At 75.9% G+C, this 25,181-nt stretch carries 18 protein-coding genes and 1 pseudogene; 10 read left to right on the plus strand and 9 right to left on the minus strand.

The features are described 5' to 3' along the window. Positions 1-5 precede the first annotated feature (5 nt). From ACZ6Q9_RS13890 to ACZ6Q9_RS13915, 6 genes are all read right to left on the minus strand, one after another. Positions 6-1,133, minus strand: a complete 1,128-nt coding sequence (locus ACZ6Q9_RS13890; RefSeq protein ID WP_396827462.1) for a glycosyltransferase — start codon at positions 1,131-1,133, stop codon at positions 6-8. Further along, positions 1,130-2,008 carry a carotenoid biosynthesis protein gene (locus ACZ6Q9_RS13895; RefSeq protein WP_393262799.1) on the minus strand — a complete coding sequence of 293 codons (879 nt, stop codon included), beginning with the start codon at positions 2,006-2,008 and terminating at the stop codon, positions 1,130-1,132. Before ACZ6Q9_RS13895 ends, ACZ6Q9_RS13890 begins: the two co-directional genes overlap by 4 nt. Beyond that, complete coding sequence (locus tag ACZ6Q9_RS13900; protein WP_393262796.1) at positions 2,005-2,589, minus strand: GNAT family N-acetyltransferase; 585 nt, start codon at positions 2,587-2,589, stop codon at positions 2,005-2,007. Before ACZ6Q9_RS13900 ends, ACZ6Q9_RS13895 begins: the two co-directional genes overlap by 4 nt. Further along, the gene (locus ACZ6Q9_RS13905) at positions 2,586-3,350 is read right to left on the minus strand and encodes a monooxygenase (RefSeq protein ID WP_396827587.1); all 765 of its coding nucleotides are present in this window, start codon (positions 3,348-3,350) and stop codon (positions 2,586-2,588) included. Before ACZ6Q9_RS13905 ends, ACZ6Q9_RS13900 begins: the two co-directional genes overlap by 4 nt. Before the next feature lie 100 nt (positions 3,351-3,450). Continuing rightward, a complete protein-coding gene (locus ACZ6Q9_RS13910; RefSeq protein WP_363705767.1) occupies positions 3,451-3,939 on the minus strand; it encodes a YbaK/EbsC family protein in 489 nt (162 codons plus the stop codon). Positions 3,940-4,115: 176 nt separating this feature from the next. Beyond that, positions 4,116-5,084, minus strand: coding sequence for an EamA family transporter (locus ACZ6Q9_RS13915; protein WP_393454693.1), 969 nt, complete (start codon positions 5,082-5,084; stop codon positions 4,116-4,118). A gap of 637 nt (positions 5,085-5,721) precedes the next feature. Here ACZ6Q9_RS13915 and ACZ6Q9_RS13920 point away from each other — a divergent pair. The 9 genes and pseudogenes from ACZ6Q9_RS13920 to ACZ6Q9_RS13960 all read left to right on the plus strand — a co-directional run bounded on the left by ACZ6Q9_RS13920 (position 5,722) and on the right by ACZ6Q9_RS13960 (position 16,448). Further along, on the plus strand, positions 5,722-6,171 hold the full coding sequence (locus ACZ6Q9_RS13920) for an SAV_6107 family HEPN domain-containing protein (protein ID WP_393454696.1): 450 nt from the start codon (positions 5,722-5,724) through the stop codon (positions 6,169-6,171). A gap of 93 nt (positions 6,172-6,264) precedes the next feature. Beyond that, positions 6,265-7,044: pseudogene (locus ACZ6Q9_RS13925) on the plus strand (hypothetical protein); the annotation flags it as partial. 98 nt (positions 7,045-7,142) lie between these two features. Beyond that, positions 7,143-8,828 carry a DNA polymerase Y family protein gene (locus tag ACZ6Q9_RS13930; protein WP_396827459.1) on the plus strand — a complete coding sequence of 562 codons (1,686 nt, stop codon included), beginning with the start codon at positions 7,143-7,145 and terminating at the stop codon, positions 8,826-8,828. 69 nt (positions 8,829-8,897) lie between these two features. Beyond that, on the plus strand, positions 8,898-12,287 hold the full coding sequence (locus tag ACZ6Q9_RS13935) for an error-prone DNA polymerase (RefSeq protein ID WP_393454705.1): 3,390 nt from the start codon (positions 8,898-8,900) through the stop codon (positions 12,285-12,287). 97 nt (positions 12,288-12,384) lie between these two features. Beyond that, a complete protein-coding gene (locus ACZ6Q9_RS13940) occupies positions 12,385-12,561 on the plus strand; it encodes a hypothetical protein (RefSeq protein ID WP_350712112.1) in 177 nt (58 codons plus the stop codon). A 37-nt stretch (positions 12,562-12,598) separates the two neighbouring features. Next, on the plus strand, positions 12,599-13,363 hold the full coding sequence (locus ACZ6Q9_RS13945; RefSeq protein WP_393262785.1) for a methyltransferase domain-containing protein: 765 nt from the start codon (positions 12,599-12,601) through the stop codon (positions 13,361-13,363). Beyond that, a complete protein-coding gene (locus ACZ6Q9_RS13950) occupies positions 13,315-14,511 on the plus strand; it encodes an alkaline phosphatase family protein (protein ID WP_393263302.1) in 1,197 nt (398 codons plus the stop codon). The genes ACZ6Q9_RS13945 and ACZ6Q9_RS13950 overlap by 49 nt, the downstream gene beginning before the upstream one ends. A 166-nt stretch (positions 14,512-14,677) precedes the next feature. After that, positions 14,678-15,937, plus strand: coding sequence for a DNA polymerase IV (locus ACZ6Q9_RS13955; protein ID WP_393262782.1), 1,260 nt, complete (start codon positions 14,678-14,680; stop codon positions 15,935-15,937). A 115-nt stretch (positions 15,938-16,052) separates the two neighbouring features. Next, positions 16,053-16,448, plus strand: coding sequence for a DUF3040 domain-containing protein (locus tag ACZ6Q9_RS13960; protein WP_350685819.1), 396 nt, complete (start codon positions 16,053-16,055; stop codon positions 16,446-16,448). 413 nt (positions 16,449-16,861) lie between these two features. On the opposite strand, the gene ACZ6Q9_RS13965 is transcribed toward ACZ6Q9_RS13960, so the two are convergent. The 3 genes from ACZ6Q9_RS13965 to ACZ6Q9_RS13975 are packed head-to-tail and all read right to left on the minus strand — an operon-like array spanning position 16,862 to position 21,702. Continuing rightward, on the minus strand, positions 16,862-19,330 hold the full coding sequence (locus ACZ6Q9_RS13965; protein ID WP_396827456.1) for a transglutaminase TgpA family protein: 2,469 nt from the start codon (positions 19,328-19,330) through the stop codon (positions 16,862-16,864). A gap of 16 nt (positions 19,331-19,346) precedes the next feature. Then, positions 19,347-20,645 (minus strand): DUF58 domain-containing protein, encoded by a 1,299-nt coding sequence (locus ACZ6Q9_RS13970; protein ID WP_396827455.1) that lies wholly within the window; start codon positions 20,643-20,645, stop codon positions 19,347-19,349. Between the two features lies 1 nt (position 20,646). After that, positions 20,647-21,702 carry an AAA family ATPase gene (locus tag ACZ6Q9_RS13975; protein WP_350712104.1) on the minus strand — a complete coding sequence of 352 codons (1,056 nt, stop codon included), beginning with the start codon at positions 21,700-21,702 and terminating at the stop codon, positions 20,647-20,649. Between the two features lie 571 nt (positions 21,703-22,273). Here ACZ6Q9_RS13975 and leuS point away from each other — a divergent pair. Continuing rightward, positions 22,274-25,111, plus strand: coding sequence for a leucine--tRNA ligase (gene leuS / locus ACZ6Q9_RS13980; RefSeq protein WP_396827453.1), 2,838 nt, complete (start codon positions 22,274-22,276; stop codon positions 25,109-25,111). The last annotated feature ends 70 nt before the right edge of the window (positions 25,112-25,181 follow it).

Below are 25,181 nucleotides of genomic sequence, written 5' to 3' on the forward strand. Positions count from 1 at the left end.
CCTCCCTAGGTGACGGGGCGGCCGCGCCAGGACAGGCGTCGCCGCTTCCGCAGATGGTACGACCGCAGGGTCAGCCAGCCGAGGACCACGACCGACACGGGGTGTGCCAGCGCGTCGGGCCACCACCGCCCGCCGGTCGCCCGGGCGCTGACCACCCGTCCGGCCACCCCGAGCAGGTAGGCGACCAGCGCCGCGGCGGCCACCGCCGGCGCGCCGACGGCCAGGGCGCCCGCCGCCAGCAGCGGGGGAGCGGTGTAGAGCAGGAGCAGCAGGGCCACCACCGAGGCGGCGGCTCCCGGGTGGCCGAAGGTCGCCCAGAGCGACTTCGTGTAGCCGTCGCGCAGCTGCGGCCAGTCCTCGTACATGCGGCAGGCGGCCAGCCGGGAGCCGTCGGCGAGGGCGATCCGGCCGCCGGCCCGCTTGACCGCGCGGGCCAGCTCGATGTCCTCCAGGATCCGGTCCGCGACTGCGGCGTGTCCGCCGGCCGCGTCGTAGCCCGCCCGGTCCACCACCAGGAACTGCCCGCCCGCGGCGGCCAGCGACGGCCGCGGCGAGCGCTCCATCGCCCGCAGCGGCAGGAAGGTCAGCCACAGCCACTGCAGCAGCGGCTGGACCAGCCGGTCGGCCGCCGTCGCCACCAGGATCCGGGGGTACGGGGACAGCAGCGTCACCCGCGCGGCGCGCAGCTCGGTGACCGCCGCCGCGACCGCGTCCGGGGCGAGCACCACGTCGGCGTCGACGAAGACCAGGACGGTCGCCGTGGGATCGGCGCGGGCGGCCAGCTGCCAGCAGGCGTGCGGCTTGCCCAGCCAGCCCGGCGGCGGTGCGTCCCCGTCGAGCAGGGTGACCCGGGGATCGTCGCCGGCCACCGCGCGGACCACCTCCGCCGTGCCGTCGGTCGACCCGTCGTCGAGCACCACGACGCGCAGCGCCGGCACGCCCCGCTGGGCGAGCAGCGCGTGCAGGCAGGGGGCGACCCGCCCGGCCTCGTCGCGCAGCGGCAGCAGCACCGCCACGGGCTCGGTGACCGGCGCCGGCCGGTCGGTCGGGCGGCGCAGCCAGTGGCCGGCGTTGACCAGGGTGTGCGCGGTCAACGCGGCGACGCCGAGCAGCAGCGCGAGGACGGCGGTCATGCCGTCGCGTCGACGCCGGGGCGCTGCGGCTGACGGGGTTGGATCCGGTCGTCGCGGCGGGCGCGGACCAGCGTCACCGCCAGCGGCACGGCGGCCACCGACATGCCGGCCGCGCCCCACAGCGCCGAGGCGGGCAGGTCGAGGAAGACCGCGTGGGCCAGCACGCTGGAGAAGTACGTCCACAGCCAGAGCGCGAACATCGGGTGGTCCCGCCCGTCGGTGCCGGCGACGGCGGGCCCGGCCAGCGGACGCAGCGCGCCCATCATCAGCACGGCGAAGAGCAGCCAGCCCAGGTAGTTGCTCACCGGGATGCCGGGCAGGCCGGGCAGCGCGGGGGTGGCGTCCCGCCAGACCCAGTAGCCCTCGGTCACCATCTGCGGGTCGAGGAAGAGGTCCCAGGCGGCCAGCCCGACGGCGGCCAGCGCGATCCGCCGGACGGGGAACCGGCCGTCCCGGCGTCCCGGTCGGCCCCCGGCGTCACCCCGGCGCCCGGGCAGGTCTCCGGCGTCGCCGCCGGTCAGCCGGGTGGCGGCCAGCCAGGCCGGCCAGGCCATCCACGTCCAGGCCAGCGGGATGATCAGCGGCACTCCGGCCAGCTTCGGCCCCAGCTCGCCGGAGTAGTCGTAGCTGCCGAACGGGAAGCCGGTGGCCACGCCGAGCGCCTCGATGGCGAATCCGCCGACGGTGGCCACCGCGACCAGTGCCGCCGCCGTACGCGGGCCCCGGCTGAGCAGCGCGTGGCCGACCGAGAGCAGGTAGCCGAGCACGACGGTGGCGACGGTCAGCCGGGCCCGGGTCTCCCCGGTGGTCAGCGGGTAGCAGATCTGCGCCAGCACCAGTACGGCCAGCAGCGCCCAGGACAGCCGCCGGGTCACGGCGCGGCCCGACCGGCCCGGCCGGTCGGGGCGGGCGTCGGCGGCTCCAGCGGCAGGTCCCGGCCGAGCACGCCGAACGGGCGCTCGTCGCCGGGGAAGTGGAAGTGGCGCAGGACGTCGACGAAGCCGAACCGGCGGTACAGCCGCCAGGCCCGGGACCGCTGCTCGTCGGCCTCCGGCGTGGAGAGCAGGGTGGTCGTCCCCTCCGCCAGGGTGAGCAGGGCCCGCAGTTGCCCCGCGCCCAGGCCGTGCCCCTGCGCGGGCGGCCGGACGTGCAGCTCCACCACCTCGAAGCAGTCGGTCAGCCAGCGCTGCCGGGCCGGGGCGTGCAGCGCCCGCCACACCTGGTCGTGCCACCACTGCCCGGGGGCGCCGAGGTAGCCGTAGCCGAAGCCGGCCAGGTGACCCTCGCTGGTCAGGCTGGCGACGGCGCGGAAGCCGGGCCGGCGTACGTGGGTGGCGATGTAGCCGCGCCGCGCCTCCAGCAGGTCGGTGCGGTACCCCATGGCCTCGCCGTAGACGGCCACCACGTCGTCCAGCCGTCGGACGAGATCGTCCGGTGTCCACCGCACCAACCTCATGACCGTGCACCCTCCACCGCTCCCGGGCCGCCGTCCGCGACCCATCCCAGCACCGCCCGGTCACCGACCACGTCGCGCACCTCGAACCGTGCGAAGAGTTCCTCCGCGTACCACCCCTCGGTGGGGGTCCGCATGATCGCGGCGCGGTGCTCCGGGTGACGGTACGCGAACGCCACGAGGTCCGCCGGGTCACGCCACACGCTCACCGTGCCCTGCCAGCCCAGCGGGGCCTCGCCGACGCCGAACCGGGCCAGCAGGCCGGGCGCGGCGTGCAACGCGGCGGCCACCGGGGGGATCGCCCGCCAGAAGGTGACCGCCCGCCGGGGGCGCAGCCGGGCCCGGGTCAGCGCCAGCACGGGGCCGGTGACCCGGCCGCCGGGCGGCTCCCCGAACGGCCGTCGGCCCGACCACTCGCCCCGGCTGCTCAGCGGGCGCAGGTCGACCCGGACGGCCGCGCGGGAGAGACGCGCCCAGGCGCGCCCCACCGGCGAGTCGTCGAAGCGGGCGGACGCGGCGGGGGAGTCCCACACGGTCAGCGCCGCCCACCGGGTCAGGTCGGCGTCGCCTGGCCCGAAGCCGGTGCCGGTCCCGGTGCCGAGCAGCTTGCCGAACCGCACGCCGGGCAGCGCGCGCAGCCGGCGGGGGTCGACCGCCATCCGGGTCAGCGCCCGGGGCAGCGCGGCGCGGGAGGTGCGCCACACGTGCAGGGTGACCAGCCCCGGGACGCCGTCCACGCCGTCGGTACCGCTGCTGAGCCCGATGGTTCGCTCGCTCCGCTCGCTCACGCCACCGCCTCGCTCCGCTCGACGGCGGCGCGAGGCGCCACGCTGCTGAGCCCGATGGTTCGCTCGCTCCGCTCGCTCACGCCACCTCGGCCGGCGTACCGCCGGTGACCCGCAGCAGTTCCCGGTACGTGGTGGGGAAGACCGCCTGCGGGACGCCACCGGCCGCCCAGACCTCGTCGTACCGCTCGAGGGCGGTGTCGACCAGGGTGCGCAGTGGGCGCGGGTGGCCGACCGGGGCGACCCCGCCGATCACCTGCCCGGTGTGCGCGCGGACGAAGTCCGGGGTGGCCCGGCGCAGCCGGGTGATCCCGATGGAGGCGGCCAGGCCGGCGGTGTCCACCCGGTGCGCGCCGGAGGTGAGCACCAGCAGCGGCGCGCCGTCCGCCTCGAAGACGAGCGAGTTGGCGATCTGGCCGACCCCGACGCCGAGCGACTCGGCAGCGGCCGCGGCGGTGTGGACCGCGTCGGGCAGCAGGCGGACGGCGCTCGGCGCGCCGGACCCGTCCCGCGCGCCTGCGGCGTCGAGCACGTCCTGCACCGCCCGTACGTTCGGGTGTGGCTGCATGCCGCCATTCTTCCCGGTACGCCCGCCGCCGGCTCACCCGGCCACGCCGACTCCCTTCGCGGGGGCGCGGCCGGCACGGCGTCGCGGACCGGCCGGGGTCGTGGGCCGGCCGCTCCGGTCGATGTTGGCCGGGGGCGCGGCCGGCACGGCGTCGCGGGCCGGCCGCGCCGGTCGGCTCAGTGGGGGACGGCGACGGCGTCCGGCGCGGGCGGCGCGGTGACCCGGGGCGCGGCGACCCGGGCCGTCTCGGCCAGCGCGACGCCGACCAGCACCAGGAGCCCGCCGGCGAGCTGGGCGGTGTTGAGCGCCTCGCCGGCGCCGAGGACGACCCAGGCGACCGCCGAGGCGATCACCGGCTCGACCATGCCGACGATCCCGACGCTGGTCGCCGGGAGGTGCCGCATCGCCCCGGCGACCAGCAGGTACGGCACGATCGAGCCGAGCACCACCACGTACCCGCAGAGCAGCGCCACCGGCACGCCCCGGTCGGTGTCGGCGGTCAGCGGCTCCCAGCCGCCGGCACCCACGGTGACAGCGCGGGTGAGCAGGCCCGCCACGGCGGAGGCGCCGAAGGCCCAGGTGCACAGCGACAGCGTGTCCCGTCGCGCCACGCCGTGCGAGCCGAGCACGTAGTAGCCGGCGAGGAAGACCGCGGCGCCGAGACCGGCGAGCACGCCGAGGCCGTCCAGCTTCAGCTCGCCCCACACCTCGGCCACGCAGCCGAGGCCGAGCAGGCTCAGCGCCAGGCCGGCCCAGAGCCGTGGGCGTACGCGGTGGCGCTGGCCGAACCGGGCCCAGAGGGCGACCAGCAGTGGGGCGGTGTACTCGAACAGCAGCCCGATCCCGACCGGCAGCCGGGAGATGGCGACGAAGTAGAGCATCGGCACGGCGAAGAAGCCGGTCAGCCCGTACCCGATCAGCAGCGGCAGTTGGCGGGGGGTGATCCGGAGCCGGCGCGCCCCCGGGCGCAGCAGCAGGCTCAGGGCCAGCAGCCCCGTGACGGCGCCGACGGCGCGTAGCAGGGTGAGCTGCGGTGCGTCCAGGCCGGCGCGGAGCACCAGCTTGGAGACCGTGCCGTTGACGGCGAACAGCGCTCCCGAGCCGAGCACCATGGCGACCCCGAGGGCGGGGCGGGGGGTTGTCACGAGCGGAGGCTACCGCCGCCCTCGTCAGGGCCGTAAGGGCAACCAGTCGTTACGTCGGTCGCATCGCCCGCCGGTGCGCCGCTCGGGCTGGCGTGCCCGGATCCTCGGTCGCCCCGCCCGGCTTGGCGTGCCCGGATCCTCGGTCGCCCTGCCCGGCTTGGCGTGGTACGCCGCCGTGGCCGCGCCGGCGGGTGCCGGGAGTTGCCGCCGACAGGGTGTGGCGTGTGGGGACGCCGGCCGACTCCCGCGCGCCACACGTTGCGTTTTCGTCGGAGGGAGGGTGTACTGTCAGCAGCAGTTAGAACGAGTGTTCGATTGCCTCGAACGCCCGTTCCAAACAGCCCGGGGTGGTGTTTCGCGGCGCCGGTCCCGGGCGGTGCGGCTCCGCGGGCCGCACCTGGGTCCCGGGCAGTCGCGAGCCCGGCCCGTCAGGCAGGAGCGTCGCCCGCCGCCCACGACCCCCGGGCGGCGGGCGACGAACCCGCCGGTTGTGCCGGCCGGGTGTGGTGTGGGGAAGCGTCCACACCCGGCCGGCCCCCATCCGGTGCGTCTTCCTCCGCACCACTCGACCCGGCGTCCCGTCGGCGGACCAGCTCCGCCGTCAGGGGCGGCTCGGCCACGTGGAGGAGACAGTCCCATGCCGACCAACCCGGCTCAGGCACCGACGGTGCCAGCGCACGTGCTGCCGCACCGCACCCCCACCCAGCTTCTCGCGGTGGCCCGCCACGGGCTGGCCGAAGCCGCCCAGACCCGCCCCGACGGCCTCCGCTACGCGGCCGCCCACCTGGCCGCGCTGCGCGCGGCGGCGGCCCTGCTCGCCGCCCGGGCGCGTCCCGCCCCGGCCCGGCGCAACCGGATCACCAGCGTCTGGGTCCTGCTCTCCGGTGTCGCCCCCGAGCTTGACGAGTGGGCCCGGTTCTTCGCCCTCGGCGCCGGCAAGCGCGCCGCCGCCGAGGCCGGCATCCCGCGGGTCGTGACCGCCCGGGAGGCCGACGACCTGCTGCGCGCCGCCGAACAGTTCGTCGCGGTGGTGGAGGCCGCGCTCGGCGTGGCCCACCAACCGGCGCTCGACGGCCTCGCCGCCTGATCTGTGGCGCCCGGGGCCGCCCGGCGGGGGGAGCCGGGCGGCTCCGGGCACCACGCGCACATCCGATCGACAGCACGACGGGGGGTAGGTCCGATGGCGGGCCGGATGGTGGTCGGTTCCGCCGCACTGGCCGCTCTGGTGCGTCCGGCGAGCGCGCCGGATCCGGCGGGCGGTCACCGGGTGCTGCCGGTGGCCCCGGAGCTGACCGGGCTGCTGCCCAACCGGGGGCTGCGGCGCGGCAGCACGATCGCGGTCGCCACCGGTCAACCCCGGCGCAGCGGCGGCACCTCGCTGGTCCTGGCGCTGCTCGCCGAGGCGTCCCGGGCCGGTTCGTGGTGCGCCGTGGTGGGGGTGCCGACGTTCGGGGCGGGCGCGGCCGCCGAGCTCGGCATCGCCCTGGACCGGCTCGCCCTGGTGCCCCACCCGGGCCCGGAGTGGGCCACCGTCATCGCCGCGCTGATCGACGGGGTGGACGTCGTGGTCACCGCCGTGCCGGCGACGGTCTCCGCCTCGGTCGCCAACCGGCTGGTCGCCCGGGCCCGGCAACGGGGCAGCGTCCTCGTCCCGTACGGGCGGTGGGACGGCGCGGACGTGACCCTCCAGGTGGTCCGGGGAGCCTGGGAGGGGCTCGGGACGGGCCGGGGCCGGCTGCGCCGCCGCGAGGTCACCGTCTCGGCGCGTGGGCGCGGGGCCGCCGCCCGTCCCAAGGAGATCAAGATGTGGCTGCCCGGGGACGGGCTCACCCGGGTCATTCCCCGCTCCGCCCCCGGCCCTGCCGCCGGGTCCGTCACCGGCCGGTCGGCCGCCGGCCGGCTCCGCCCGGTCGCCGCGTCCACCGCGTCCGCCCCGTCGGCCACCGTGTCCGCCCCGTCGGCCACCGCATCCGCCCCGTCGGCCACCGTGTCCGCCCCGCCGGCCGTCGCGTCCGCCGACACCTCCCGGCGCGGCCCGCTCACCCTGGTCGGTCCGGCATGACCGGTGCGCCGGTGCGGACCCTGCTGCTCTGGTGCCCGGACTGGCCGGTGCTCGCCGCCGAGATCGTCGACGGGGTGCCCGCCACCGGCCCGGTCGCCGTGCTGCACGCCAACCGGGTGGTCGCCTGCTCGGAGCGGGCGCGCGCCGAGGGGGTGCGCCGGGGGCTGCGCAAACGGGAGGCGCAGGGGCGCTGCCCGCAGCTCACCGTCGTCGAGTACGACCCGGGGCGGGACGCCCGGGCGTTCGAGCCGGTGGTCGCCGCGGTCGAGGAACTGGTCGCGGGCGTCGAGGTGGTGCGTCCCGGCGCGTGTGCGGTGGCGGCCCGGGGGCCGAGCCGCTACCTGGGGGGAGAGGAGGCGGCCGCCGAGCGGATCGTCGAGCACGTCGCCCAGGCGTGCGCGGTGGAGAGCCAGGTCGGCATCGCCGACGGGGTCTTCGCCGCCGGGCTGGCCGCCCGCGCCGGGCAGGTCGTCCCACCCGGCGCGACACCGCGGTTCCTCGCCGACCTGCCGGTCGAGGCGCTCGGCCGGCCGGCCCTGACCGACCTGCTGCGCCGGCTCGGCGTGCGCACCCTGGGTGACTTCGCCGCGCTGCCCGCCGGCGACGTGCTGGCCCGGTTCGGCTTCGACGGCGCGCTCGCCCACCGGCTGGCCGCCGGGCGGGACCACCGTCCGCTCGCCGTCCGGCAGCCCCCGGCCGACCTCGCGGTCACCGCCGACCACGACGAGCCGCTCGACCGGGTCGACACGGCGGCCTTCGCCGCCCGGGCGCTGGCCGAGCGGCTGCACGACCGGCTCGCCGCGCACGGGCTGGCCTGCACCCGCCTCGGCATCGAGGCAGTCACCGCGCACGGCCAGGAGCTGCACCGGGTCTGGCGGCACGACGGGCTGCTCACCTCGGCCGCCATCGCGGACCGGGTGCGCTGGCAGCTCGACGGCTGGCTGTCCGGTGGCGTCGGCCGGGGCGGCGCCCGCCCGGCCCGGCCGACGGCGGGCATCATCCGGCTGCGGTTGGTCCCCGACGGGGTGATCGCCCAGGCCGGCCTGCAACCCGGCCTGTGGGGGGAGACCGGCGAGGAGCGGGAGCGGGCACACCGGGCGTTGAGCAGGGTGCAGGGCATCCTCGGCCCCGAGGCCGTGGTCACCGCGGTGCTCGGCGGCGGCCGTTCGCCCGGCGACCAGGTGCGCCTGGTGCCGTGGGGGGACGAACGCCTGCCGGCCCGCCCCGGCCCACCGCCCCTGCCGGACAGGCCGTCGGACCGGCCGGGTCAGTCGTCCCTGCCGGATCGGCCGGGTCAGTCGCCGCTGTCGGACCGGCCGCCGCTGCCGGGCCGGCCGTCGACGCGGTCGGGCGAGCCGCCGTGGCCGGGCCGGCTGCCGCCGCCCGCGCCGGCGGTGGTGCTGCCCGACCCGCTCGCCGCGGCCGTGCACGACGCCGCCGGCGAGCCGGTCGTGGTCAGCGCGCGGCTCCAGGTCAGCGCCGCGCCGGCCCGGCTGACCGTGGGCACCGCGCGGCCGGCCGAGATCGTCGGCTGGGCCGGCCCGTGGCCGGTCGACGAGCGCTGGTGGGCGCCGGCCGAGGCCCGCCGCCGGGCCCGGTTCCAGGTCTGCCTGGCCGACGGCACGGCCCTGCTGCTCGCGGTGGAGGCCGGGCACTGGCTGGTGGAGGCGATCTATGACTGAGGGCGCCCGGCCGACTGCGGGCGTCGCCGCCGAGCGGCAGCGGCAGGACGTCAACCCGGCGGGGCCCCGATGAGCTTCCACAACCCGAAGCTGCCCTGGTCGGAGCTGGAACGCGTGCTCTCCGGCCGGAAACCCCGGGCCGGGCGGGCCGACGGGCAGGGCGGCCGGTCGCGTGACGAGCGGCACCTGCACGTGGTCGACCCGCTGGCCGTGGACGCCGACGGCGGCGACTCTCCCGCCTGGAGCCGCAAGCGGGAGCACTACCAGCCACCGGAGCTGACCCGCCCCGACGGCGTGGTGCCGTACGCCGAACTGCACGCCCACACCAACTTCAGCTTCCTCGACGGCGCCAGCCACCCCGAGGAACTGGCCGAGGAGGCCGCCCGGCTGGGGCTCACCGCGCTCGCCGTCACCGACCACGACGGCTTCTACGGGGTGGTGCGCTTCGCCGAGGCGGCCCGCGCGCTGCACCTGCCGACGATCTTCGGCGCCGAGCTCTCCCTGGACCTGCCCGGCCCGCAGAACGGCGAGCCCGACCCGCTCGGGCGGCACCTGCTGCTCCTGGCCCACGGCCACGAGGGGTACGCCCGGCTCGCCTCGACCATCGCCCGCGCCCAGCTGCGCGGCGGCGAGAAGGGCCGCCCGGTCTACGGCGAGCTGGAGGAGGTCGCCGCGGAGTTGCGCGACCACGTGCTGGTGCTCACCGGCTGCCGCAAGGGGCACGTGCCGGCGGCGCTGCTCACCGAGGGGGTGGACGCGGCGGCCCGCGAGCTGGACCGGCTGACCGCCCTCTTCGGCGCGGAGACGGTGGCGGTGGAGCTGACCGACCACGGGCACCCGGTCGACGCCGACCGCAACGACGCGCTCGCCGAGCTGGCGGCGGCGGCCGGCCTGCCCACGGTGGCCACCAACAACGTGCACTACGCCACCCCGGGCCGGCGCCGGCTGGCCACCACCGTCGCCGCCGTACGGGCCCGGCGCAGCCTGGACGAGATCGACGGGTGGCTGCCCGCGGCCGGCACCGCCCACCTGCGCAGCGGCGCCGAGATGGCGGCCCGGTTCGCCGCGTACCCGGGGTCGGTGGCCCGGGCCGCCGAGTTCGGGGCCGAGCTCGCCTTCGACCTCCAGCTCGTCGCGCCGCGGCTGCCGGCGTACCCGGTGCCGCCGGGGCACACGGAGATGAGCTGGCTGCGCCACCTGACCGAGCGGGGAGCGCGGGAGCGCTACGGCCCCCGGGAGGCGCACCCGAGGGCGTACGCGCAGCTCGACCACGAGCTGAACATGATCGAGGAGCTGGGCTTCCCCGGCTACTTCCTGGTGGTCTTCGACATCGTCGCGTTCTGCCGCGAGCAGGACATCTACTGCCAGGGCCGGGGCTCGGCGGCCAACTCGGCGGTCTGCTACGCGCTGCGGATCACCAACGTGGACGCGGTCCGGCACCGGCTGCTCTTCGAGCGGTTCCTCGCCCCGGAGCGCGACGGCCCGCCCGACATCGACGTGGACATCGAGTCCGACCGCCGGGAGGAGGTCATCCAGCACGTCTACGCCCGGTACGGCCGGGAGCACACCGCCCAGGTCGCCAACGTCATCTCCTACCGGCCCCGCTCGGCGGTGCGGGACGTGGCCAAGGCGTTCGGCTTCTCGCCCGGCCAGCAGGACGCCTGGAGCAAGCAGATCGACCGCTGGGGCGCGGTCGCGACGGTGGACGTCGAGGACATCCCCGAGCAAGTGGTCGCGTACGCCAACGAGCTGCAGACGTTCCCCCGGCACCTGGGCATCCACTCCGGCGGCATGGTGATCTGCGACCGGCCGGTGATCGAGGTCTGCCCGGTGGAGTGGGGGCGGATGCCGGGCCGCAGCGTGCTCCAGTGGGACAAGGACGACTGCGCCGCCGTCGGCCTGGTCAAGTTCGACCTGCTCGGGCTCGGCATGCTCTCCGCGCTGCACTACGGCTACGACATGATCGGGATGAGCCTGGACCTCGGCGGCATGGCGCTGGACGACCCGGAGGTCTACGACATGCTCTGCCGGGCCGACTCGGTCGGGGTGTTCCAGGTGGAGAGCCGCGCCCAGATGGCCACCCTGCCCCGGCTGAAGCCCCGCGAGTTCTACGACCTGGTGGTCGAGGTGGCGCTGATCCGGCCCGGCCCGATCCAGGGCGGCTCGGTGCACCCGTACATCCGGCGCAAGAACGGCGAGGAGCCGGTGACCTACCCGCACCCGCTGATGCGCAACGCGCTGGAGAAGACCCTCGGCGTGCCGCTGTTCCAGGAGCAGCTCATGCAGCTCGCCATCGACCTGGCCGGCTTCGACGCCGCGGAGGCCGACCAGTTGCGCCGGGCGATGGGCGCCAAACGCTCCGCCGAGCGGATGGCCCGCATCGCCGACCGCCTCTACGCGGGCATGGCGGAGCGGGGCATCACCGGCGAGCTGGCCGACGACGTCTACCGCAAGCTCTCCGCGTTCGCCAGCTACGGCTTCCCGGAGAGCCACGCGATGAGCTTCGCCTACCTGGTCTACGCCAGCTCCTGGCTCAAGCGCTACCACCCGGGCCCGTTCCTGGCCGCGCTGCTCAACGCCCAGCCGATGGGCTTCTACTCCCCGCAGACCCTGGTCGACGACGCCCGCCGGCACGGCGTCGAGGTCCGCCGGCCCGACATCAACGCCAGCGGCGCCAAGGCGGTGCTGGAGTCCCTCCCGCAGACCCGCTGGGGCAGCGCGCCGGGGGAGCCGCCGCACGCCTGGGGGCTGGGCGGCCCGGCCGTCCGGCTCGGGCTCTCCGCCGTGCGTACCCTCGGCGACGAGGTGGCCGAGCGGATCGAGACGGAGCGGACGGCGCGCGGGCCGTACCGCGACATGGCGGACCTGGCCCGGCGCGTGGGTCTCACCGCCGCGCAGCTGGAGGCGCTGGCCACCGCGGACGCCTTCGCCTGTTTCGGGCTGTCCCGGCGGGAGGCCCTCTGGGCGGCCGGCGCGGCGGCCCAGGACCGGCCGGGCCGCCTGCCCGGCACGGTGACCGGCGCGGCCGCGCCCACCCTGCCCGGTATGGAGGCGGTGGACCGGCTGGTCGCCGACGTGTGGGCCACCGGGCTGTCGCCGGAGAGCCACCCGGCCCGCTTCATCCGCCCGCAGCTCGACGCCCTCGGCGCGGTGCCGATCGCCCGGCTCGGCCGGGTGGATCCGGGTCGGCGGATCCGGGTCGGCGGGATCGTCACCCACCGGCAGCGCCCCGCGACCGCCGGCGGGGTCACCTTTCTCAACCTGGAGGACGAGACGGGGATGCTCAATGTCACTTGCTCCCCGGGGCTCTGGCAGCGTTACCGTCGAGTCGCCCGCACCAGCGCGGCGCTGGTGGTGCGCGGCCGGTTGCAGCGGCACGAGGGAGTCACCAACCTCACCGCCGACCGGCTGGACGCCATCGAGCCGCCGGTCAGCCCGGCATCGCGCGATTTCCGTTGACGACAGTGATCCACATTACGGTTTTTCGCCGCCGATGGCGGGAGACTCCTGCTCGCGCGGGCAGAGCGGCCCGCGTGGCACGAGGGGGAATGAACCGATGACGGGGAATCACGGATACAGCGGCGGAGTGGCCAACTCCCGGCGGACCCGGCTCAACGCCGGCTGGACCCCGGCGCACCACACCGAACCGCGCGAGTACGAGATCACCGAGGGTCCGGTGGCCAACGCCCTGCGGTCGCGGGCCGAGGAGGACGGCGCCACCGGCGAGTCCTGACCGCCTCCCCGGGCGGTCCCCGTCGGGGCTGGACCGGGTGACTAGGCTCGACCGGGTGGAGCAGACCCCAGGCCGGCTCGCCGGGCCGCCGCTGACCCCCCGTACCGCCGTGATCTGGTCGGTGCTGCGCGCCGAGCTGGAGCGCCGTGGCGACACCGCGCTGACCGTGCTCGACGTCGGCGGCGGCACCGGCGGCTTCGCCGTCCCGCTCGCCCAGGCCGGGCACCGGGTGACCGTGGTCGACGCCAGTCCCGACGCGCTCGCCGCGCTGACCCGCCGGGCCGCCGAGGCCGGCGTCGCCGAGCGGGTCCGCGCCGTGCAGGGCGACGGCGACGCGCTCGCCGGGCTGGTCGAGCCGGGCAGCGCCGACCTGGTGCTCTGCCACGCCGTGCTGGAGGTGGTCGACGACCCGGCGCCGGTGGTGGCCGCGCTGGCCGCCGCGCTGCGCCCGGGCGGCGCCGCGAGTGTGCTGGTCGCCGGCCGGGCCGCCGCGGTGCTCGGCCGGGCGATGAACGGGCACCTGGACGTCGCCGCCGCGCTGGCCGCCGATCCGGCCGGCACCGCGGGCGCCCGGGACACGCTGCGCCGGCGCTACGACGCCGAGACCGCGGCCGCGCTGCTCGGCGCCGCCGGGCTCGTGGTCGAGGAGATCCACGGCGTACGCGTGCTCGCCGACCTCCTCCCGGCCGCCGTCGCGGACGGTCAGCCGGCCGCCCTGGTGGAGCTGGAGCGGGCGCTCGCCGGGCGGCCCCCCTGGCGGGACCTCGCCGCACAGTTGCACCTGTTCGCCCGGCGCCCGTGACCGACCCGCTGGAGATCGTCGGGCCGCGCTACGGCGGCGGCAGCCTCGCCGACGTCCTGCCCAGCGCGCTCGCCGTGCTCGGCGTGCCCGGCGCCACCGACCCGCTCGGGCTGGGCGCCGCGCTGGCCGGAGTGCGCCGGGTGGCGGTGCTGCTGGTGGACGGCCTCGGCTGGCACCAGATCCCGACCGCCGCGCCGTACGCGCCGGCCCTGGCCGGGCTCGCCGCGGCCGTGGGCCGGCCGCTGACCTCCGGCTTCCCGTCCACCACGCCGACCAGCCTGGTGACGCTGGGCACCGGCGCCGCGCCCGGCGCGCACGGCGTGCTCGGCTTCACCCTGCGGGTGCCGGGCACCGACCGGGTGCTCAACCACATCGAGTGGGCGGCCGACCCGGAGCCGCGGCGCTGGCAGCCCGTCCGCACCCAGCTCGAACGGGCCCGGGCGGCCGGCGTCGCGGTGACGGTGGTGAGCCGGCCGGAGTTCGGCGGCAGCGGGCTGACGGTGGCCGCCAACCGGGGCGGCGACTACCGCGGCGCGGCCGGCGTCGACGCGCTCGCCGCGCGGATGCTCACCGCCCTGGCCACCGGGCCGGGGCCCACCCTGGTCTCCGGCTACCACCCGGACCTGGACCGGCACGGCCACCTCACCGGCGTCGACTCGGCGCCCTGGCGGATCGCCGCGGCGGAGGTGGACCGGCTGGTCACCCGGCTCGTCGACGGGTTGCCGCCCGACGCCGCGCTGCTGGTCACCGCCGACCACGGCCAGCTCGACGTGCCGGCCGGGCACCGCGTCGACCTGGACACCGATCCCCGGCTGCGCGCCGGGGTGGCGGTGGTCGCCGGCGAGCCCCGGGTCCGCTACCTGCACGTCACGCCGGGGGCCCGGGACGACGTCGTGGCCGCCTGGACGGCGGTGCTCGGCCCCGCGGCCCGGGTCCGCACCCGCGAGGAGGTGGTGGCCTCCGGCTGGTTCGGCCCGGTGCCGGAGGAGCACCTGCTCCGCATCGGCGACGTGGTGGTCGTCTGCAACGCCACGTACGCGGTGACGGCCTCCCGGTCGGAGCCGCCGATGGTGTCGCGGCTGGTCGCGTACCACGGGGCGGACACCGCGGCCGAGATGACCATCCCGCTGCTGGTCGTACGCGGCTGACGGCCGGCCGCCCCGCGGAGTGGCCCGCCCGCCCGGCCCGGTCGGGCGCGGGCGGGCGATGCCGCCGTCGCCCGCCCCTGCCGGGCGAACCCCTCGACCGCCCGCACGAGGCGCACGCCGCCGGTCGTCCGGGCGGCATGTCGGGGGCGCCCGCTAACCTGCGGGGATGGGTCGCAGCCAGTCGTTGCCCCGGGGCGGCGATCCCCGGTTCGGGCCGGACGCCGACGACTCCGGCTGCCCGATCCTGCACGTCGACATGGACGCGTTCTTCGCCTCGGTCGAGGTCCGCCGCCGGCCGGAACTGCGCGGCCGGGCCGTCGTGGTCGGCGGGGTCGGCCCGCGCGGGGTGGTCAGCTCCGCCAGCTACGAGGCCCGGCGCTACGGCGTCCGCAGCGCCATGCCCACCGCGCGGGCCCGCGCGCTCTGCCCGCACGCGGTCTACCTCCCGCCGGACTTCGCGCAATACTCGGCGGCCTCCCGGGCGGTCATGCAGATCTTCCGGGACGTCACCCCGCTGGTGGAGCCGCTCTCACTCGACGAGGCGTTCCTCGACGTGGCCGGGGCCCGGCGGCTCTTCGGCTCCCCGGCCGCCATCGCCCGGCGGATCCGCGAGCGCGTCGCCGGGGAACAGGGGCTGACCTGTTCGGTCGGGGTCGCGCCGAGCAAGTTCGTGGCCAAGCTCGGCTCGACCCGCGCCAAGCCCGACGGGCTGCTCGTCGTCCCGGCCGTCCGGGTGCTCGACTTCCTGCACCCGCTGCCGGTGTCGGCGCTGTGGGGGGTGGGGGAGCGCTCCACCGAGACGCTGCGTCGGCTCGGCCTGGCCACCATCGGCGACCTCGCCGAGGCGCCGGTCGGCATGCTGCGCAAGGCGCTCGGCGAGGCGTCCGCGACCCACCTGCACGAGTTGGCCTGGGGGCGGGACCCGCGCCGGGTCAGCCCCGAGCAGGTCGAGAAGTCGATCGGCGCGGAGGTGACCTTCGACGCCGACGTGGCCGATCCCCTGGAGATCCGCCGGGCGCTGCTCGCCCTCGCCGAGAAGGTGGGCGCCCGGCTGCGCCGGGCCGGGCAGGTCGGGCGGACGGTGTCGCTGAAGGTCCGGCTGGCCGACTTCCGCACCGTCAACCGGTCGCGCACGTCGGGCGTGCCGACCGACGTCGCCCGGGAGATCTTCGACACGGTCTGGGCGCTCTACACCGCGCTCGACCCGGGCGAGCGCATCCGCCTGGTCGGCGTCCGCGTCGAGGGCCTCGCCCCGGCGCGGGAGACCCCGAGGCAGCTCGCCCTCGGCGCGCCCGAGCGCGGCTGGCGGGAGGCGGAAGCTGCCGCCGACGCCGCGGCTGCCCGTTTCGGGCGGTCCGTCATAGGTCCGGCCAGTCTGCTCCGGGCCCGGGACGGGCGACGAAATGAAAATCCACCCCGGCCGTAGGTCGTCCCGCTTTCCGACGCGCGAGGGCCCTCGTAGACTTGCGGGTAAGCAGCCGGTTGGCTGCCACGGTCTGTCGGCCCGACCGGGCCGACCCACGTGACCGGGGAGGAGTGCCGTGCCGCTCTCGGAGCACGAGCAGCGGCTGTTCGAGCAGATCGAGCGGTCGCTTGCCGAGGACCCCAAATTCGCCTCGGCCGTGCGCGCCAGCGATCCGCGTTTCCACGCGCGGCGTCGCCTGCTCGTCGCTGCCGGCGTGATCATCGCTGGGCTGGCCCTGTTGGTCTATGGCGCGGTGATCAAGACTCCGCCGCTGGCAGTGGCGGGTTTTGTCGTCATGCTGGCCTCGGCCGCGTTCGCGGTGCAGTCGCATCGTCGGGCGCAGTCACCTGACCTGCACGTCGTGGGAGGCACGACGAGTCGTCGCCGCCCCCGCGGTCGTACGGGTCGGCGGCCCTCGATCCTCGACCGGATGGAGGACCGGTGGCGGCAGCGCCCGGAGGGGCACCGCTGAGCCCGGCCCGCCGCTGAGGCGGGTCGCACCACCGCGACGACGAACCGCGTCGCCGGCACGCCCGGCGACCTGAGGCGTCTCCGTGCGCCCCTGGGCCCGCCCCGGGCACCCTCCGACGTTCCGCGCCTGCGCTCGCCCCGGCGGCCTCCGACGTGTCGGGCGCCCACGGCCCGCCTCAGCGGCCTCTGACGCTTCGCGCACCCCGCCGGCTCGCCGTTCGCCGTGGTCAGTCGCCACAGCGAGACCGGCCGGCCCCTGACGCTCCGCGCCGTCAAGGCACCGTGGCCTTGGTGCCCGCGCTTCCCCGTCCTGCCCTCCGCCCGCCTGCCTCGGTGGCGGCAGCCCGCGCCGCGACGGGAACGGGCCGGGAACGGCGGCGTCGCCGCTCCCGGCCCGTTCGGTGGGCGTGCGCGTCAGCGGGCCATGCGGTCGGCCAGCAGGCGGCGCGGGCTCCAGCGCAGCAGTCGGGAGCGGGCGCGCGCGCCCGCCGCCAGCAGCCGGGACGACGCGTCGGCCGTGGCCAGTCGCCAGCGCAGCAGCACCGAGGGCGGCAGCACCGCCGCCACCAGGCGGGTACGCCGGTCGGCCCGCGCGGCGAGCGCGCCGCGGATGGTGCGCAGGGCCGGCGGGAGGTGCTCGCCGGTGAGCGGGTCGCGCGCGTAGCGGGCGCGCTCCTCGGCGCGGCCGAGCAGCCGTACCGCCGTGGTGGCCTCGGCGTCGGCGGCCAGCGCCTCCCGGGACAGCCGGTCGGCCGTGGCCCGCGGCGTCTCCGTCCGGTCCACCCGCACCCGGTAGTCCACCAGCGTGTCGAGCAGCTCGTCCCAGGCGGCGTGCGCGTCCGCCCGGGCCCGCTCGGCGTCCACCAGGACCACCATTCGCTGCCCGTCGGCGGGCGCGTCGCCGGCCTCCCTCGCCCGGACGGCGGTCGGGGCCGGCGTCGCCGGGCCGCTGCGCCGCCTCCGCAGGGCCAGCCGGCGCAGCGCCGGCAGGGCGAGCAGGACCAGCAGGAGGAGCACCGCGCCGGCCGCGTACCAGGGCCAGACGGGGGCCTGCTCGGCCGGGGCCGCCGCGCCGACGGCCAGGCCGGAGTCGGGGTCCTCCTCGGGGCCCTCGGGGCCCCGCGGGCCCGCCGACGGGTCGGTCTCGCCGACGGGGGCCGACGGGCCCGGGGCCGGCGCGTCGTCCTCGGGGGCGTCGATGTCGGGGGCCCAGGCCGACCGGGTCGAGCCCTGCACGCCGTACGCGGGGGTCGCGTCGAACGGCACCCAGCCGACGCCGTTGAAGTAGACCTCCGTCCAGGCGTGCAGGTTCCGGTTGGTCAGCGTGTACGTGCCGCCGCTGGAGTTGCTGCCGTTGGTGAACCCGAACGCCACCCGGGCCGGGATCCCGGCGGCCCGGACCAGCCACGCCATCGCGGCGGCGTACTGCTGGCAGAAGCCGACCTTGTTGTTGAGGAAGTCGACGATCTCCTGGCCGCTGATGCCGCCCTTGGTGCTCAGCGAGTACGTGAAGCCGTTGTCGGCGGAGAAGTAGTCGTAGATCCCGCGGACCTTGTCGTACTCGGTGTCCTTGTTCGCTACCAGGGTGCGGACCAGCTTCTCCACCTCGGGAATCGGCGGCGGCGCCGGGTGCGCGCGCCGCACCGGGTGGTCCGACGGCAGCGGTCGCGCCCGCTGCAGCGCCTCGGGGGTGTACGTCGAGCGCACGTAGTCGAACGCGTAGCGCTTGCCGCGGGAGTTGTCGCGGTTGGAGAAGACCACCTGCAGGTTCGGGTCGTACAACCAGTTGCCGTTCAGGTCCTCGGTGCGCACCGGCTCGGTGTAGACCGGCAGCAGCGGCATGGTGAGGTTCTTCGTGACCTCGACCGTGGCCCGGTACGTCCGCTGCTCGACGCCCTCGCCGGACGGTGTCGGCAGGTTCTCGACGGAGCGGCCCCTGGGGTTGCCCACGTCGAAGCCGCTCGACTTGAGCTCGTCGGCGACGCCGAAGCGCAGGTAGAACGGGCTGGGCTCGTTGGTGCTGACCTTGACCAGGTCGGCCACCTCGGACTGGTTGAGCTGCCCGCTCAGCGCCGCGAACAGGTCGATCCGGCCCGGAGCCCCGCCCTGCCCGGGACGCCCGTTGCCGTTGCCGTCGCCGGAGCCGGAGGTCAGGGTGTCGAGCAGCCCACCGGTCATCCCCGGCACGGCCAGCGGCAGCGCCACGGCCAGCGCCACGCCGACCACCGCGAGTCGCCGGCCGGCGGCGGCCAGCGGCGAGGACTCCCAGACGTCGACGTCGCGGCCGTCGCCGGTGAACCGCCGGCCGAACCGGCGGACCCGGTCGACGTTGTCGGTCACCAGCAGCCAGAGGTAGCCGGCGGCGCCGACGACGAACGGCACCGGCGGGACGCTGTCGACGTAGACCGCGACGGGCACGGAGTAGATGGCCAGCATGGGCAGGCCGGCCAGCGCCGGCCGGCGCAGCCCGACGGCGAGCACGTCGACCACCACCGCCACGCCGGCGATCCCCAGCACGGTGATGAACAGCAGCGGGTCGGTGTCGGGCACCTCGACGCCGTAGGAGCGCATGTCCTCCAGCGACCCGCTGAACAGGTCGCCGAAGTGCGCGAAGGTCGCCGGCGTGGGCAGGAAGGCGAGCAACTCGGTGCCGCCGGGGAAGAGCCAGGTCAGGGCCAGCGTGAGGCCGGCCAGCATGGCGAGCACCTGCCCCCAGAGCGGCACCCGTGCCAGCCGGGCGAGCGCGGCCGTGGCCGCGACCACGGCCACCGCGATGGTGGCCTGGATCAGCCACGTCCAGCGTTCGAAGATGGCCGACAGCGGCGCCGCGGCGAGCAGCGTCGCCGCGGCGGCCACGAAGCCCAGGTTCCGGTGGGCGATCATGAGGGGACCCTTCCGTTCATCGCACGCCGCCGGCCACCGTCTCGGCCATCGCCGCCCGCAGGGCGAAGCCCTGCGAACCGCGGGCCGCCTGCGGCCACAACGCCGGCAACCGGGCGCCGTGGTCCACCCCGATCACCCGCCAGCCGCTCTGCAGCAGGGCGAGCGCGGCGGCGCTGTGCGCGTGGTCGGCCTCGGCCCGCGCCTTGGCGGGCAGGTTGAGCCAGGTGGAGCTGTCGAGCAGGAAACCGACGCAGGTCGCGCCGTTGCCCCGCAGCCCGGCCAGCAGCTCGGCCTCGGCCGTGCCCAGCGAGCCGAACAGGCCGATGATCAGGCCGCCGTCCGCCCGCTGCCGGACCCGCTGCACCAGCGTGGTGAGCTCGACGTTCTTGTCGAGCCCGACCTCGGCGAGCTGGTCGAGGAGCAGCCCGTCGCCGGCGGCTTCGGAGGCGTCGACGTCGGCCCCCGAGCCGGTGACCAGGCGCAGCTTGTAGCCGGCCTGCCGCAGGTGCACCGCGATGCTCGCGGCGGCGGAGACCGCCCACTCGAAGGACGCCGTCGGCCCGTCGCCCCGGTGGCCGTACGCGCGGGTGTCCAGCACGACGGTCGCCCGGCTCTCCCACGGCTGCTCCTCCCGGCGCACCATCAGCTCGCCGGTGCGCGCGGTCGACTTCCAGTGCACCCGGCGCAGGTCGTCGCCCATCCGGTACTCCCGGGTGGCGGCGTCGTCCTCGCCGTGCACGGCGACCGAGCGGGCCCGGCTGTCGCCGCTGCCGGCGTACTCGCCGGGCAGGCGTACCGAGGGCAGCGGGGTGACCTGCGGGATGACGGTCAGGTGGTCCGTGCTCGGGAAGGCGCGGCTGAGCTCGCACAGCCCGAACGGGTCGGTCATCCGGACCACCAGCGGGCCCACCTCGTAGCGGCCGCGCACGTCGGCCCGCACCGTGTACGCCACCGAGCTGGCCTGGTGGGCGCCGAGCCGCTCCAGCACCACCCGCGGCCGGCTGCCCAGCGCGTAGGGCAGCCGGTCCTCCAGCAGCAGGGTGCCGGTGGGCAGCCGGGACAGGTTCTGCAACCGCAGCACCACCCGGGAACTCGCCCCGACGGGCGTGCGGTGCGGGTCCAGCGACCGGTTGCAGGCCAGCTTGTAGCGGCTGCGCCCCACGTAGGCGGCGGCGAGCAGCGGCAGGACGGCCAGCAGGACGGCCACCCGGAGCAGGTCCTTCTCGCCGAGGATGCCGGCCGAGATCGCGGCCGCGACCGCGGCCGCCAGGAACGATCGGCCGCGGGTCGTCAGCCCTCGCAGCCCGTCTCGCACGTCACCGCCTCCGCGGCTCGTAGGGGGCTCGGCCGTTGCCCTCGCCCGTGGGTCGGGTGTCGTACGGGGAGCGCTTGCGGTCGTGCGGCAACGGCAGCCGGTGCACCAGCTCGGAGACGATCGCGTCGGTGGTGCGCCGGGCCAGCTGGGCGTCGGCGGTCGGGATGATCCGGTGCGCGAGCACCGGCACGGCCAGCGCCTGCAGGTCGTCGGGGAGGACGTAGTCCCGCCCCTCCAGGGCGGCGACCGCGCGGGCGGTGCGCAGCAGCTGGAGGGTGGCCCGCGGGGAGGCGCCGAGGCGCAGGTCGGGGGCCTCCCGGGTCGCGGTGACCAGGTCGATCGCGTACTGCTTGACGGCGTCGGCGACGTGCACCTGCCGGACGTGCGCGATGAGCTGCCGCACCGTGTTGGCGTCGGAGACCGGCCGCAGCTCGTCCAGCGGGTCGGTGGCGCCGTGCCCGTCGAGCATGGCCAGCTCCGCGTTGGGGTCGGGGTAGCCCATGGCGATGCGGGCGGTGAACCGGTCGCGCTGCGCCTCGGGGAGGGGGTAGGTGCCCTCCATCTCGATCGGGTTCTGGGTGGCGACGACCATGAACGGCGTCTGGAGCTGGTAGGTGACGCCGTCGACGGTGACCTGCCGCTCCTCCATGCATTCCAGGAGCGCGGACTGGGTCTTCGGCGAGGCGCGGTTGATCTCGTCGCCGACGACCAGGTTGGCGAAGACCGCGCCGGGACGGAACTCGAAGTCGTGCGTCTCCTGGTTGTAGACGCTGACGCCGGTGACGTCGCTGGGCAGCAGGTCCGGGGTGAACTGGATGCGGCGCACCGAGCAGTCGATCGAGCGGGCCATGGCCTTGGCGAGCTTCGTCTTGCCGACGCCCGGCACGTCCTCGATGAGCAGGTGCCCCTCGGCGAGCAGCACCGCCAGGGCGAGCCGCACGGTGGCGGTCTTGCCCTCGATGACCTGCTCGATGTTCGAGACGATGGCTTCGCTGGCGGCGCGGAACTCGTCGTGCGGCAACAGGCCGCCCACCTCGTCCCAGGTCTGTTGTGTCACGGGCCTCCTCCTCGTCGCCGGACGGCAGCTCTGTATAGAGCAGCTGGACCCGCCGTTGGGTTCGCGACGCCGAGCCTCGTCTGCCGCAGGAATCTCATTGGTCTCTCAGGCTAACCATGTTTGTCGCTGTCGCCGACCCCCGCAGGTGGACCGTCGGTTACGCCCCGAATATTCGCCGGGTCGGGGGATCCGCGCGTCGCTCGGGGTGCCGTCCATGATCACGAAGGGCGCCCGGGGGCGTTTCGGACGGGGCCCGCGTCCCGACCGGTGGTAGCGGGCGACGCGCGGGACCGGACGGCGGGTACACTCCCGGTCATGGCCGGATTCTTCCTGCTCCTTACCGGGCCGTGCTGATGCGCTGACGCGCGACAGCACGGCGGCCCCTCCTGCGCGAGGGGCTTTTTTGTGCCCTCCGCCGGGCGCCCCGGCGGTCGGCCCCGGCGCCGGCCCCGACGGCACGGCGCGCCGGGGGAGCAGACCCGATCCATACCGACATGACCGCGCCGAGCGAGGTCAGCATCCAGCCCGGCCGTGGCGTGGCCGGCGGCGACGAGCGAAGCGAGGAGACGCCATGAGTGAGGCAGCAGCGGCGGGCGACATTCCCCCGTTCCGGTACACCGCGGCCCTGGCCGAGGAGATCGAGCACCGCTGGCAGGACGTCTGGGCGCGGGAGGGCACCTTCCACGCCCCGAACCCGACCGGCCCGCTGGCCGACCCCGGCCACCCCCGGGCCGGGGCGGAGAAGCTGTACGTGCTGGACATGTTCCCGTACCCGTCGGGCGCCGGCCTGCACGTCGGGCACCCGCTGGGCTACATCGGCACCGACTGCTTCGCCCGCTACCAGCGGATGGCGGGGCGCAACGTGCTGCACGCGATGGGCTTCGACGCGTTCGGCCTGCCCGCCGAGCAGTACGCGGTGCAGACCGGCACCCACCCCCGGACCACCACTGTGGCCAACATCGAGCGCTACAAGGCGCAGCTGCGCCGGCTGGGCCTGGCCCACGACGAGCGCCGCTCGGTGGCCACCATCGACGTGGACTTCTACCGCTGGACCCAGTGGATCTTCCTGCAGGTCTTCAACTCGTGGTACGACACGGAGGCGAAGCGGGCGCGTCCGATCGCCGAGCTGATCGCCGAGTTCGAGGGCGGCAACCGGCCCACGCCCGACGGCCGGCCGTGGGCGGAACTGTCCGTCGCCGAGCGGCGGGCCGTCGTCGACGACCACCGGCTGGCGTACGTGTCGCAGGCGCCGGTCAACTGGTGCCCCGGGCTGGGCACCGTGCTGGCCAACGAGGAGGTCACCGCCGACGGCCGCTCCGAGCGGGGCAACTTCCCGGTCTTCAAGCGCAACCTGAAGCAGTGGATGATGCGGATCACCGCGTACGGCGACCGGCTGCTGGACGACCTGGACACGCTGGACTGGCCCGAGCCGATCAAGCTGATGCAGCGCAACTGGATCGGCCGCTCCACCGGCGCGCACATCGACTTCCCCACCACGCTGGAGCCGATCCGGGTGTTCACCACCCGGCCGGACACGATCTTCGGCGCGACCTACATGGTGCTGGCGCCCGAGCACGGGCTGGTCGACGCGCTGGTGCCGGCCGCCTGGCCGGAGGGGACGAAGGACGCCTGGACCGGCGGGCACGCCAACCCGCGGGCGGCCGTGGAGGCGTACCGCAAGGCGGCCGCGGCCAAGACCGACGTCGAGCGGCAGGCCGACACGAAGGAGAAGACCGGCGTCTTCGTCGGGGCGTACGCCACCAACCCGGCGAACGGCGCGCAGATCCCGATCTTCATCGCGGACTACGTGCTGGCCGGCTACGGCACCGGGGCGATCATGGCGGTGCCCGCCCAGGACGAGCGGGACTGGGCGTTCGCCGAGGTCTTCGATCTGCCGATCGTGCGCACCGTGCAGCCGTCGGAGGGCTTCGACGGCAAGGCGTACACCGGGGACGGCCCGGCGGTCAACAGCGCCGCGCCCGACCGCGGCCTGGACCTGGACGGCCTGGGGGTCGCCGACGCCAAGGCCCGGATCATCGAGTGGCTGGAGGCCAACGGGCACGGCGCCGGCGCGGTGACCTACCGGCTGCGCGACTGGCTGTTCTCCCGGCAGCGCTACTGGGGCGAGCCGTTCCCGATCGTGTACGACGAGACCGGTGCCGCCATCGCGCTGCCGGAGGAGATGCTGCCGGTCGAGCTGCCCGAGGTGGACGATTTCTCGCCGCGCACCTTCGATCCGGAGGACGCCGACAGCGACCCGGAGACCCCGCTGTCGCGCCGGCGCGACTGGGTCGAGGTGGAGCTGGACCTGGGCGACGGTCCGAAGCGCTACACCCGCGAGACCAACGTGATGCCGCAGTGGGCCGGCTCCTGCTGGTACGAGCTGCGCTACCTGGACCCGACCAACTCGGAGCGGTTCGTCGACGCGGAGAACGAGCGGTACTGGATGGGGCCGCGCGGCGAGGGCGACTGCGGGGGCACCGACCTGTACGTCGGCGGCGCCGAGCACGCCGTGCTGCACCTGCTGTACGCCCGGTTCTGGCACAAGGTGCTGTACGACCTGGGGCACGTCTCGTCGTTCGAGCCGTTCCGCAAGCTGTTCAACCAGGGCTACATCCAGGCGTACGCGTACACCGACGCCCGGGGCGCCTACGTGCCGGCCGAGGACGTGACCGAGCGCGACGGCGGCTTCTACCTGGGCGACACGGCCGTCAAGCGCGAGTACGGCAAGATGGGCAAGTCCCTGAAAAACGTGGTCACCCCGGACGAGATGTGCGCCGCGTACGGCGCGGACACCTTCCGGGTCTACGAGATGTCGATGGGCCCGCTGGAGGTGTCCCGCCCGTGGGAGACCCGGGCGGTGGTCGGCTCGTACCGCTTCCTGCAGCGGGTCTGGCGGGCGGTCGTCGACGAGCAGACCGGCGCGCTGCGGGTCACCGACGCGCCCGCCGACGACGCGACCCGGCGGCTGCTGCACAAGGTGGTCGACGGGGTCCGCGGCGACATGGAGGCGATCCGGTTCAACACCGCCATCGCCAAGCTGATCGAGCTGACCAACGGGCTGACCCGACTGGCGGAGACCCCGCGCGAGGTGGCCGAACCGCTGGTGCTGATGGTGGCGCCGTTCGCCCCGCACATCGCCGAGGAGCTGTGGCGTCGGCTGGGGCACGACACCTCCCTGACGTACGCGGACTTCCCGACCGCCGACCCGGCGCTGCTGGTGGCCGAGACGGTGACCTACCCGGTGCAGGTCAACGGCAAGGTGCGGGGCCGGGTCGAGGTCGCCGCCGACGCGGCCGAGGAGACCGTCCGCGCGGCGGCCCTGGAGGCGGTCGCGTCGTCCCTGGCCGGCCGGGAGCCCCGCAAGGTCATCGTGGTCAAGGGCCGCGCGGTCTCCGTCGTCGTCTGACTCGGTGCAAGGAAGGGCCCCCTCCTATCGCTTTTTGCATAGGAAGGGTCCCTTCCTTGCGCCCTGGCGT

Source organism: Micromonospora sp. NPDC049139 (assembly GCF_055586845.1).

Coding starts and splice junctions, on each gene's coding strand:
- ACZ6Q9_RS13890 (WP_396827462.1), bottom strand. CDS start 1,133: ATGACCGCCGTCCTCGCGCTGCTGCTCGGCGTCGCCGCGTTGACCGCG.
- ACZ6Q9_RS13900 (WP_393262796.1), bottom strand. CDS start 2,589: ATGAGGTTGGTGCGGTGGACACCGGACGATCTCGTCCGACGGCTGGAC.
- ACZ6Q9_RS13910 (WP_363705767.1), bottom strand. CDS start 3,939: ATGCAGCCACACCCGAACGTACGGGCGGTGCAGGACGTGCTCGACGCC.
- ACZ6Q9_RS13920 (WP_393454696.1), top strand. CDS start 5,722: ATGCCGACCAACCCGGCTCAGGCACCGACGGTGCCAGCGCACGTGCTG.
- ACZ6Q9_RS13930 (WP_396827459.1), top strand. CDS start 7,143: ATGACCGGTGCGCCGGTGCGGACCCTGCTGCTCTGGTGCCCGGACTGG.
- ACZ6Q9_RS13935 (WP_393454705.1), top strand. CDS start 8,898: ATGAGCTTCCACAACCCGAAGCTGCCCTGGTCGGAGCTGGAACGCGTG.
- ACZ6Q9_RS13940 (WP_350712112.1), top strand. CDS start 12,385: ATGACGGGGAATCACGGATACAGCGGCGGAGTGGCCAACTCCCGGCGG.
- ACZ6Q9_RS13955 (WP_393262782.1), top strand. CDS start 14,678: ATGGGTCGCAGCCAGTCGTTGCCCCGGGGCGGCGATCCCCGGTTCGGG.
- ACZ6Q9_RS13965 (WP_396827456.1), bottom strand. CDS start 19,330: ATGATCGCCCACCGGAACCTGGGCTTCGTGGCCGCCGCGGCGACGCTG.
- leuS (WP_396827453.1), top strand. CDS start 22,274: ATGAGTGAGGCAGCAGCGGCGGGCGACATTCCCCCGTTCCGGTACACC.